General features: G+C 67.1%; 10 protein-coding genes. 5 read left to right on the plus strand and 5 right to left on the minus strand.

Annotation, left to right across the window (positions count from 1 at the left end; translation table 11 throughout):
- Positions 1–263 precede the first annotated feature (263 nt).
- Positions 264–1,280: a LacI family DNA-binding transcriptional regulator gene (locus ACE5CZ_RS01690; protein WP_374945626.1), complete on the minus strand. Its 1,017-nt coding sequence runs from the start codon at positions 1,278–1,280 to the stop codon at positions 264–266.
- 203 nt (positions 1,281–1,483) lie between these two features.
- Between ACE5CZ_RS01690 and ACE5CZ_RS01695 the strand changes: the two genes are divergently transcribed.
- Positions 1,484–2,338: a phytanoyl-CoA dioxygenase family protein gene (locus tag ACE5CZ_RS01695; RefSeq protein ID WP_374945627.1), complete on the plus strand. Its 855-nt coding sequence runs from the start codon at positions 1,484–1,486 to the stop codon at positions 2,336–2,338.
- 22 nt (positions 2,339–2,360) lie between these two features.
- Here ACE5CZ_RS01695 and ACE5CZ_RS01700 read toward each other — a convergent pair whose 3' ends face one another.
- Both ACE5CZ_RS01700 and ACE5CZ_RS01705 read right to left on the minus strand, forming a co-directional pair.
- Positions 2,361–2,987 carry an N-acyl homoserine lactonase family protein gene (locus ACE5CZ_RS01700; RefSeq protein WP_374945628.1) on the minus strand — a complete coding sequence of 209 codons (627 nt, stop codon included), beginning with the start codon at positions 2,985–2,987 and terminating at the stop codon, positions 2,361–2,363.
- A complete protein-coding gene (locus ACE5CZ_RS01705) occupies positions 2,984–3,445 on the minus strand; it encodes a hypothetical protein (protein WP_374945629.1) in 462 nt (153 codons plus the stop codon). Before ACE5CZ_RS01705 ends, ACE5CZ_RS01700 begins: the two co-directional genes overlap by 4 nt.
- Here ACE5CZ_RS01705 and ACE5CZ_RS01710 point away from each other — a divergent pair.
- Together ACE5CZ_RS01710 and ACE5CZ_RS01715 are read left to right on the plus strand one after the other, a co-directional pair.
- Positions 3,419–4,399, plus strand: coding sequence for an amidohydrolase family protein (locus ACE5CZ_RS01710; RefSeq protein ID WP_374945630.1), 981 nt, complete (start codon positions 3,419–3,421; stop codon positions 4,397–4,399). The genes ACE5CZ_RS01705 and ACE5CZ_RS01710 overlap by 27 nt on opposite strands.
- 26 nt (positions 4,400–4,425) lie before the next feature.
- Complete coding sequence (locus ACE5CZ_RS01715) at positions 4,426–5,364, plus strand: 5'-3' exonuclease H3TH domain-containing protein (RefSeq protein WP_374945631.1); 939 nt, start codon at positions 4,426–4,428, stop codon at positions 5,362–5,364.
- Here ACE5CZ_RS01715 and ACE5CZ_RS01720 read toward each other — a convergent pair.
- Together ACE5CZ_RS01720 and ACE5CZ_RS01725 are read right to left on the minus strand one after the other, a co-directional pair.
- The gene (locus tag ACE5CZ_RS01720) at positions 5,355–6,257 is read right to left on the minus strand and encodes an NAD(P)H-hydrate dehydratase (RefSeq protein ID WP_374945632.1); all 903 of its coding nucleotides are present in this window, start codon (positions 6,255–6,257) and stop codon (positions 5,355–5,357) included. The two genes, ACE5CZ_RS01715 and ACE5CZ_RS01720, sit on opposite strands and share 10 nt — an antisense overlap.
- Positions 6,238–6,981 (minus strand): histidine phosphatase family protein, encoded by a 744-nt coding sequence (locus ACE5CZ_RS01725; protein WP_374945633.1) that lies wholly within the window; start codon positions 6,979–6,981, stop codon positions 6,238–6,240. The genes ACE5CZ_RS01720 and ACE5CZ_RS01725 overlap by 20 nt, the downstream gene beginning before the upstream one ends.
- 101 nt (positions 6,982–7,082) lie before the next feature.
- Between ACE5CZ_RS01725 and ACE5CZ_RS01730 the strand changes: the two genes are divergently transcribed.
- The gene (locus ACE5CZ_RS01730; RefSeq protein ID WP_374945634.1) at positions 7,083–7,514 is read left to right on the plus strand and encodes a hypothetical protein; all 432 of its coding nucleotides are present in this window, start codon (positions 7,083–7,085) and stop codon (positions 7,512–7,514) included.
- Positions 7,511–7,746, plus strand: a 236-nt coding sequence (locus tag ACE5CZ_RS01735) for a divalent metal cation transporter (protein WP_374945635.1), incomplete at its 3' end; no start/stop codon positions are given. The genes ACE5CZ_RS01730 and ACE5CZ_RS01735, both read left to right, overlap by 4 nt.

Genomic DNA, 7,746 nt, shown 5'->3' on the forward strand with positions numbered 1-7,746 from the left:
TGCAGCACGTCGCACAACGCGGCCAGCGTAGTGAACCGGCCCCCCTCTCAGTGAAATCACAGCGGCAGTCCTTAGGTGTGTGCACGCGTGGCAGGTTCGTCACGGCTCAGACCGTGGATGGTCCGCTCAGACGACACCACATCGGCAAGGTGATCGCGACGGCGCAGGAGGTTGACACCGCGCGTGGCCATAATTCTGGGAGCGGAGCTTCATGACCTCGTTACCCCACTCAGGCAGCGCGAAGTGAGCCGAAAGCCCCACGCTCAGCGGAAGGGGGCGCTTTCCCGCACGGTCAGCTGGAAGGGTGCCAGCCGATGGCGGCCCGCTCCATCGAATCCGGCAATCCGCTCCTCGAGCATCTCGAGCGCCATAGATGCGAGCGTCGCCGTATCGGGAGCGATGGAGGTCAGGCTCGGGTACGTCGTCGCCGCGAAAGAGGTGTCGTCCCATCCCACGACCGCGACGTCGTGCGGCACGGCGACGCCGCGCTCGTGCAGCGCCCGGAGTGCACCGATGGCAGCCAGGTCGTCGCGGCACACGAGTCCGTCGAAGTGCAGGCCGGCGTCGATGGCGGCTCCAACGGCGGCCCGGGCCGACACGGCTCCAGTTTCGACGGTGGCGATGAGCAGCGCGGGGTCGGCGGAGAGGCCCGCGTGTTCGAGGCCACGTCGGTAGCCCTCGATGCGCTGCTGCGATGTGGCGGTCAACTGCGTCGTCTCGTGGCCGAGGAACGCGACCCTCGACCGACCCAGGTCGACGAGGTGACCCGTGGCCATCATCGCGGCGGCCTCGTTGTCGATCATGACGCGGTCCACGCTGGGCGGCGCGGCGCCCTCGCCGAGGAGCACGATCGGGATGTCTCCGTGCCGTTCGTCGATCTCGCTCGTGGTCATGATCGCGGGTTGGAAGAGCATGCCGTCGACAAGCCCGGATTCGCTCGCGTTCAGCACGGCCCTCTCGCCATCGAGGGTTCCTCCGGTCTCTTCGAGCAGCACGCGGTAGCGCGCATCCGATGTCGACGCCGTGGCCGCAACCAGGTTCGCGAGCTCGGCGAAGTAGGGGAGCCGGATGTCTGCGAACGCCAGGGCGAGGAGTCCTGTGCGCCCCGTGGCCAGTCGTCGCCCGAGGGCGTTGGGGCGGTAGCCCAGCTCGTCGATGGCGCTCTGCACGCGCGCGCGCATCTGCGGCGAGACATTGGGGTGATGGCGTACGACGTTCGACACGGTCTTCATCGACACGCCGGCGTGGTCGGCGACGTCCTGGAGTCGAACGCCGGCCATGGATTCCCCTTCTGCGCCAGGCGCCGTCTCGTATCGCGCCTGTGAAGGAACTGTAGTGCCCATGCAAGCCGGAATATCGTGTCTGGCCTTGACGCCTCCCTTTCTAGCGCTGTAAATTCGAATTCACGCCTCGTACGAGCGGCCCGGCCACCGCATGCCGCATCGCGCGAGGGCCGTGCTGTTCCACCATCGAAGGAGATACCGTGACAGGCGAAGCACCCATACTGAGCACATCCGACTCGACTCTCGATGCCGACGTGCAGAAGACCGTCGACGCCCTCAACACCGATGGGATCTCGGCCCGCAGGGGCGCGTTTTCGGTCGACTGGGCCGACACCCTGCGCGAAGACATCGACATCGCGTTCGCCGAGGCGCTGAGCCGCCCCGACGGCGCCGTGGGCCGCGGCCCGAAGAGGTACTACGTCGAGATGCACCCCGAACAGATGCACGGCTGGCTCGAGCTGGTCGACCATCCGTGGGTGCGTTCGGTCTGCGAGGCGGTGCTCGGCCCCGACTACGAGATCATCGAACTCGGCTTCGACATCCCCGGTCCCGGCGCCAAGAACCAGCCCTGGCACCGGGACTTTCCGATGCCCGAGGAGACCCGGGTGAACCGACGCCTGACATCGCTCGCCTTCAACGCCACGGCGGTCGACACGGCCGAAGACATGGGCCCGTTCCAGATCGCGCCGACCACCCAGTGGGATCTTCCCGAAGGCTTCGAGCACGAGATGTTCCCGCCGAAGTCGGCGTATGAGCGCTACGAAAAGCTGTCCACGCGCAAGTACCCGCAGCGTGGAGACGTCTCTGTGCGCTCGGCTCTCACCATCCACCGCGGAACAGAGAACCAGTCGGACAAGTCCCGACCCGTTCTCGTGCTCGGGGTGGATGCGCCGGGTGCAGGAAACGCCGAGCACCACGACATGGCGGTCACCCGCGACTTCTACGACAGCCTGCCCGAGCGGGTGCAGAGGCATCTGGTCTGCCCCATCGTCGACGAGCTCGTGCCCATCACCCAGAAGCACTCCATAGAAGGCCTCATGATGGGCGAGGCGTAGGCGGGGCCTCGCCTCGACGCCACTATGACTGAGAGTCGGCAGACCAGGGTTCGCTCGCATGGGCCAGCCACACCTGGTGCGCATCGAGTGAGCGTATGAGACGTTGACCCTCCGTGGTCGGCTCGTTTAATTCGCCCGACCAGACAGCGGCGTCGCCGACGATCGCTACGGGGCCCTCTTCGGTCTGCACGACGACGATCTGGGAACCGCGCGTGTGTCCCGGTGCGGGGATCAGCCGAACGCCCGGGAGAAGTTCCCGTTCGCCGTCGACCTCGACATAAGTCACTCCGGGCGCATCCACCCATTCTCGAATCGTGTAGTCGTTCTGGGTGCGGGCGTCCTCGAGTTCTTGACGTTGCACGTAGACGGGCTTGCCGGCGAAGAGATGATTGCCGCCGCAGTGGTCGAAGTGCAGATGGGTGTTGACCACCGCGGTGATGCTGTCGAGATCGATGCTCTCCGCGGTCAGGGGCTCGAGTTGCGGGTCCATGTCGGCCACCGCCGGGTGCAACTCGGTCATCCCCGTGTCCACGAGGATCCGACCTTCCGGGTGCGTGATGACGTACACGTAGACGGGCATCCGTTCCTCGCCTGCGAGGAGAGTGCCGACGCGAATCGGCCGCACTGTGACGGGATCCTGAATCGTCATGAGCATCTCCCGTGATCGTCGAGACGACGGGCCTCGGGTTTCGTCTCGAGGTTATCGGAGGCGAGGGATGCCATCCAGCCCTGTGCCGCTCGAAGAACCTCGTCGTGCGTGGCGCCGTCGAAGGCCTGCAGTCGAAGGAAGTGCTGCGTGATCGTCAGACCCAGGATGCCGCTCACGGTGATCAGGGCACGGAGCCGTGTGTCGTCTCCGTCGAGAGAGCGGGCCAGGTTCTCGACGCGTTCGTCGAGAAACTCCCGCATCGAGTTCGCCGCCTCGGGAACGGTCAGCATCGACCGCACCAATGCGCGCGTCTCTGGGGGTAGCTCGCCGAGTCGTACGCCCAGGACGTCGAGGAGATGCTCTCCAGCGCCGCGTTCCTGCCCGGTCGGAAGCTGCACCGCCACGGCGAACAGAGCTGGAACGGAGTCGACATGAGAGTGATAGCGATCGAGGAGCACTGGAACCTTCCGCGGCTCACGGCCGCAGTGAAGGCCCTGCCCGAGGATCGAGCAGATCCGAGCACTGTTCTCGACGAGATGGGCGACAACCTCGAACGCCTCGATGACCTGGATGCCGTCCGGATCAGCATGATGGATGACCAGGGAATCGACATGCAGATCCTCTCCCTCGCCCCTCCCGGGGCGCAGCCCCTCGACGCGGACGAGGCCGTTGCGTTGAGTCGGCAGGCGAACGACACCGCAGCCACCTCGGTACAGCGCCATCCGACGCGGTTCCGCGCATTCTCGACGCTGCCCATGGCCGATCCCGGAGCGGCCGTGACCGAACTCGAACGCACCGCGGGGCTCGGATTCGTCGGCACCATGGTCTACGGCCGAACGGGTGAAACTCCTCTCGACGACGCCCGCTACGACGAAGTGTTCGCCGCCGCCGCCGCTCTCGGTCAGCCAGTTTTCATCCACCCGCAGATCCCGTCGAAGACCGTCCGCGATTCGGCATTCACCGGCTTCGACCCGATGACGAACCTCGGACTGGCGACCTTCGGCTGGGGATGGCACCTCGAGGCCGCTCTGGCGGCGTTGCGACTCATCGTCCGAGGCACCTTCGATCGGCACCCCGACCTGCAGCTGGTGCTCGGTCATTGGGGAGAGCTGTTGCTGTTCTGGCAGGATCGCGTCGACAGCCTGACCAGCGTCGCCGGACTTCAGCGATCGGTATCCGAGTGCATCCGCTCGAACGTGCACATCACCAACTCGGGAATGCTGAATCCGACGCTGCTCCGGCACGCTCTCGAGGTGACCACCCCCGATCGACTGCTGTTCTCGACGGATTACCCTTTCCAGCGGCCGACGAAGGCGAACATCGACGAACTCCTGGCGACGTTCTCCTCTGAAGAGGACCGTGCTGCGTTCATGGGCGCAAACGCGGAAACGCTTTTCGGCATCGCGTACTGACGCCCCGCCACGTGTGATGATCGAGCATGGCCGACCGACTGATGCTGCTCGACACCGCCTCGCTGTACTTCCGCGCGTTCTACGGGGTGCCCGACTCGATCACGAGATCAGACGGCATCCCGGTGAACGCCGTGCGCGGCCTCCTCGACATGATCGCCCGACTCACGACGGAGTTCGAAGCCACCCAGCTGATCGCCTGCTGGGATGACAACTGGCGCCCGCAATGGCGGGTCGACCTCGTTCCTTCGTACAAGGCGCAGCGGGTAGCCGAGACCGTGAAGAGAGGGCTGGATGTCGAAGAGGTGCCCGACGGCCTGGCGGCTCAGATTCCGCTCATCCGCCATGTGCTCGAGCTCGCCGGCGTCGCCATCGTGGGCGCTGACGACCACGAGGCCGACGACGTGATCGGCACCTACGCCAGCCGCGCCGATTCGGCCGTCGATGTGGTGACCGGTGATCGCGACCTGTTCCAACTCGTCGACGACGCACGCGAGGTGCGTGTGATCTACACGGCCCGTGGAATGAAGAACCTCGAACTCGTCACAGACGAAGTGATCGTCGGCAAGTACCGGGTGCTGCCAAGCCAGTACGCAGACTACGCCACCCTTCGAGGTGACGCGTCAGACGGTCTTCCGGGGGTGGGGGGCATCGGTGAGAAGACCGCGGCGACGCTTCTGGCCGAGTACGGCACGCTCGAGTCGCTTCGCGACGCGGCGCAGGATGCCGGCAGCGGGCTGAGCGCGTCGGTGCGGTCGAAACTCACGGCGGCGAGCGACTACCTCGACGTCGCGCCCACCGTCGTGACGGTGGTACGCGATCTCGAGCTGCCGACGCTCGGTCGGGTCGGCGCACGCATCGAGCCCGTGTTGGGCGAGAACCGAAACGAGCTCGAACGGCTTTCGGCGGAGTGGAACCTCGGTGGCTCCGTCACGCGGCTTCTCGCCGCTTTCGACTCCTACGCCTGACCGGATGCCGGCGCCGCGTCAGCGAAGGCCGCGGGCAACTCGTCGGCGATCTCGGATGCCAGAAACCCGGTTTCGAAGACACGTGCGGCAAGACGGTCGCCGGCCTGCGAGTGCGCCCAGGTTCCCCAGCACGCCGCGGCCGCAGGATCGAGTCCGCGAGCCAGCAGGCCGGTGATCGCCCCCGCGAGCACGTCGCCGCTGCCCGATGTGCCGAGGCCCGATCCGCCCTCGGCCACCATCCACGACGAGCCATCGGCATCCGAAATGCGGTCGAAGCACGTGACGACAGCCCCGTAGCGCACGGCGACCTCGTCGTTGTCGTCGGGCTGCGGGTCATCGTCGGGAGATCGGCCCAGCAGAATCGACGCCTCCTGCTTGTTGGGAGTGAGCACCAGCCTGCCGGCGAACGGCGCGATTTCGCCCTCGAACTCGGCCAGCACGCCAAGCGCGAAGGCGTCGAGTACCAGGGCCGTCGAGTGCGGAATGCGGGGGAGCAGGGCCGCGAGCACGGCGCGGGCCTCTGACGGGCTGTGCAGCCCCGGGCCCAGGAGCACCGCGTCACTGGCCTCGAGCTCGGAGCGGAGCGCGAAGACCAGGCCCCCGCCGAGCTCTCTCGACGAGTTCTCGGGCAGGCCGACGACCCCGGCCTCGGGAAAAGTCACGGACGCCGATGCGGCGGCGGAGTCGGCGAGCGCGAGCGTCAGCCGCCCGGCGCCGGAACGCAACGCCGCTCGGCCCGCGAGCAGCACGGCGCCGGGCGACTTGGGCGATCCGCCGACCACGAGGATGCTGCCGCGGTCGCGCTTCGACCCGCCGCCCGAGGGCAGGGGCCAGGTCTGCAGGAACTCCGGCGTGATCCGCCGGGGCGCTCGTTCAGTGGGCAGGCCGGTCATCCATGCCTCCTGAATGCGTGGTCACGGGAGCTCCTTCGTCGGAGAGGTGCGACACATCGTTGACGCTGTCGGCGGTCCAGAGACCCGATCCGCTCGGTCGCGACAGCCGGGTCAGCGATGCGTTCGCCACTGCGGAGCGCTGCGAGGTCTCGAGCAACTGCGCCTCGGTCATTCCCTCGCAGACGTAACGCAGGATGAGGATCATCGCGTCGTGGCACACGATCATCACGTGCTTGCCGTCGTCGATGAGGTCGATGTCGGAGAGCACGGAGCGAGCCCGCAGCACCATGTCGGCCCACGACTCGCCGCCCGGCGGCCGGTAGTAGAACTTGCCGAGCCAGCGACGTCGCTGCGCCTCGAAGGGCAGCCGGGCCTCGAAGCCCCGCGTGGTGAGCAGGTCGGTGATGCCCAGTTCTCGGTCGCGCAGCCGCTCGTCGACGCGCAGTGTGAGATCGATTCCCGACTGCGCGATGGCGAGTTCGCCCGTGCTGGCTGCCCTGACGTAGGGAGAGGTCCAGGCGCTCGTCGGTCGGGATTGCGCGTCGAGGCCGCTGAGCCAGGCTCCGACGGCGGTCGCCTGGCGCATCCCGGTCTCGGTGAGGGGCACGTCGGCATCCCGCACGGGAACGTCGATGGTTTCGGCCCCCTCGAGTTCAGCGCGGCTCGCCGCCGCGTTTCCTATGCTCTCGCCGTGCCGGACAAGGAGAAGCTGTGTGGCGCCCATGAACTCCACGTTAGCGAGCTGAACAGCGCTCGGCGAGCGGTTGACAGCCTCGGGCGGCAAGGGGTTGCCCCAGCCGCTCGGGGAGCAATACGGTGCTCGTCATGAACGTTCGCGTGAAGGTCGGATCGGCCGTGCTCTCGGCGGGCATCGCCCTCTTCGCGACCGGGTGTTCGAGCACTCCCGATACCGTAGACCAGGCGCTTCGCGAATCATCGTCTGCCGTCGCATCCGGCCGGTTGGCACTCGAGCTCTATACGCGTGACAGCTCGACTTTCGCCCTTGCAGATACCGCCCTGGGCGACGCGCTGACCGAGCTCGACGGTGCGCAGTCCGAAGTCGCAGAGGCCGAGGCCGCCGGGGCGTCCGAGTCGACCGTCAGGCAGCGCGCTCTCGACGTCATACGCTCGGGAGTCGACGCGGTCAGTGCGGCTCGTGACGAGCTGTCCGCGGGATCGGCCTCTGGCATCGCCGACGCTGTCGACGCACTCGAGAGCGCGGAGAAGCAGCTGGATGCTGCGGGGGGCGGGAAATGAGACGCCTGTTCGCTGTCGCCCTCGGCATCCTGACCGCCATCGGCGGGTTCGTCGACATCGGCGACCTGGTGACCAACGCGGTCGTCGGCTCACGCTTCGGCCTCGGACTCGTCTGGGTCGTCATCGTGGGCGTCATCGGCATCTGCCTCTTCGCGCAGATGTCGGGCCGCGTCGCCGCGGTCAGCGGTCGGGCGACGTTCGAGATCATTCGCGAACGCCTCGGACCGCGGGC

Origin of the sequence: Agreia sp. (assembly GCF_964263775.1) — a bacterium.
Lineage (GTDB): Bacteria > Actinomycetota > Actinomycetes > Actinomycetales > Microbacteriaceae > Agreia.

Excerpts from the sequence above, each read along its gene's own strand:
- ACE5CZ_RS01690 (WP_374945626.1), bottom strand. The coding sequence starts at position 1,280 with ATGGCCGGCGTTCGACTCCAGGACGTCGCCGACCACGCCGGCGTGTCG.
- ACE5CZ_RS01700 (WP_374945628.1), bottom strand. The coding sequence starts at position 2,987 with ATGACGATTCAGGATCCCGTCACAGTGCGGCCGATTCGCGTCGGCACT.
- ACE5CZ_RS01710 (WP_374945630.1), top strand. The coding sequence starts at position 3,419 with ATGAGAGTGATAGCGATCGAGGAGCACTGGAACCTTCCGCGGCTCACG.
- ACE5CZ_RS01715 (WP_374945631.1), top strand. The coding sequence starts at position 4,426 with ATGGCCGACCGACTGATGCTGCTCGACACCGCCTCGCTGTACTTCCGC.
- ACE5CZ_RS01720 (WP_374945632.1), bottom strand. The coding sequence starts at position 6,257 with ATGACCGGCCTGCCCACTGAACGAGCGCCCCGGCGGATCACGCCGGAG.
- ACE5CZ_RS01725 (WP_374945633.1), bottom strand. The coding sequence starts at position 6,981 with ATGGGCGCCACACAGCTTCTCCTTGTCCGGCACGGCGAGAGCATAGGA.
- ACE5CZ_RS01730 (WP_374945634.1), top strand. The coding sequence starts at position 7,083 with ATGAACGTTCGCGTGAAGGTCGGATCGGCCGTGCTCTCGGCGGGCATC.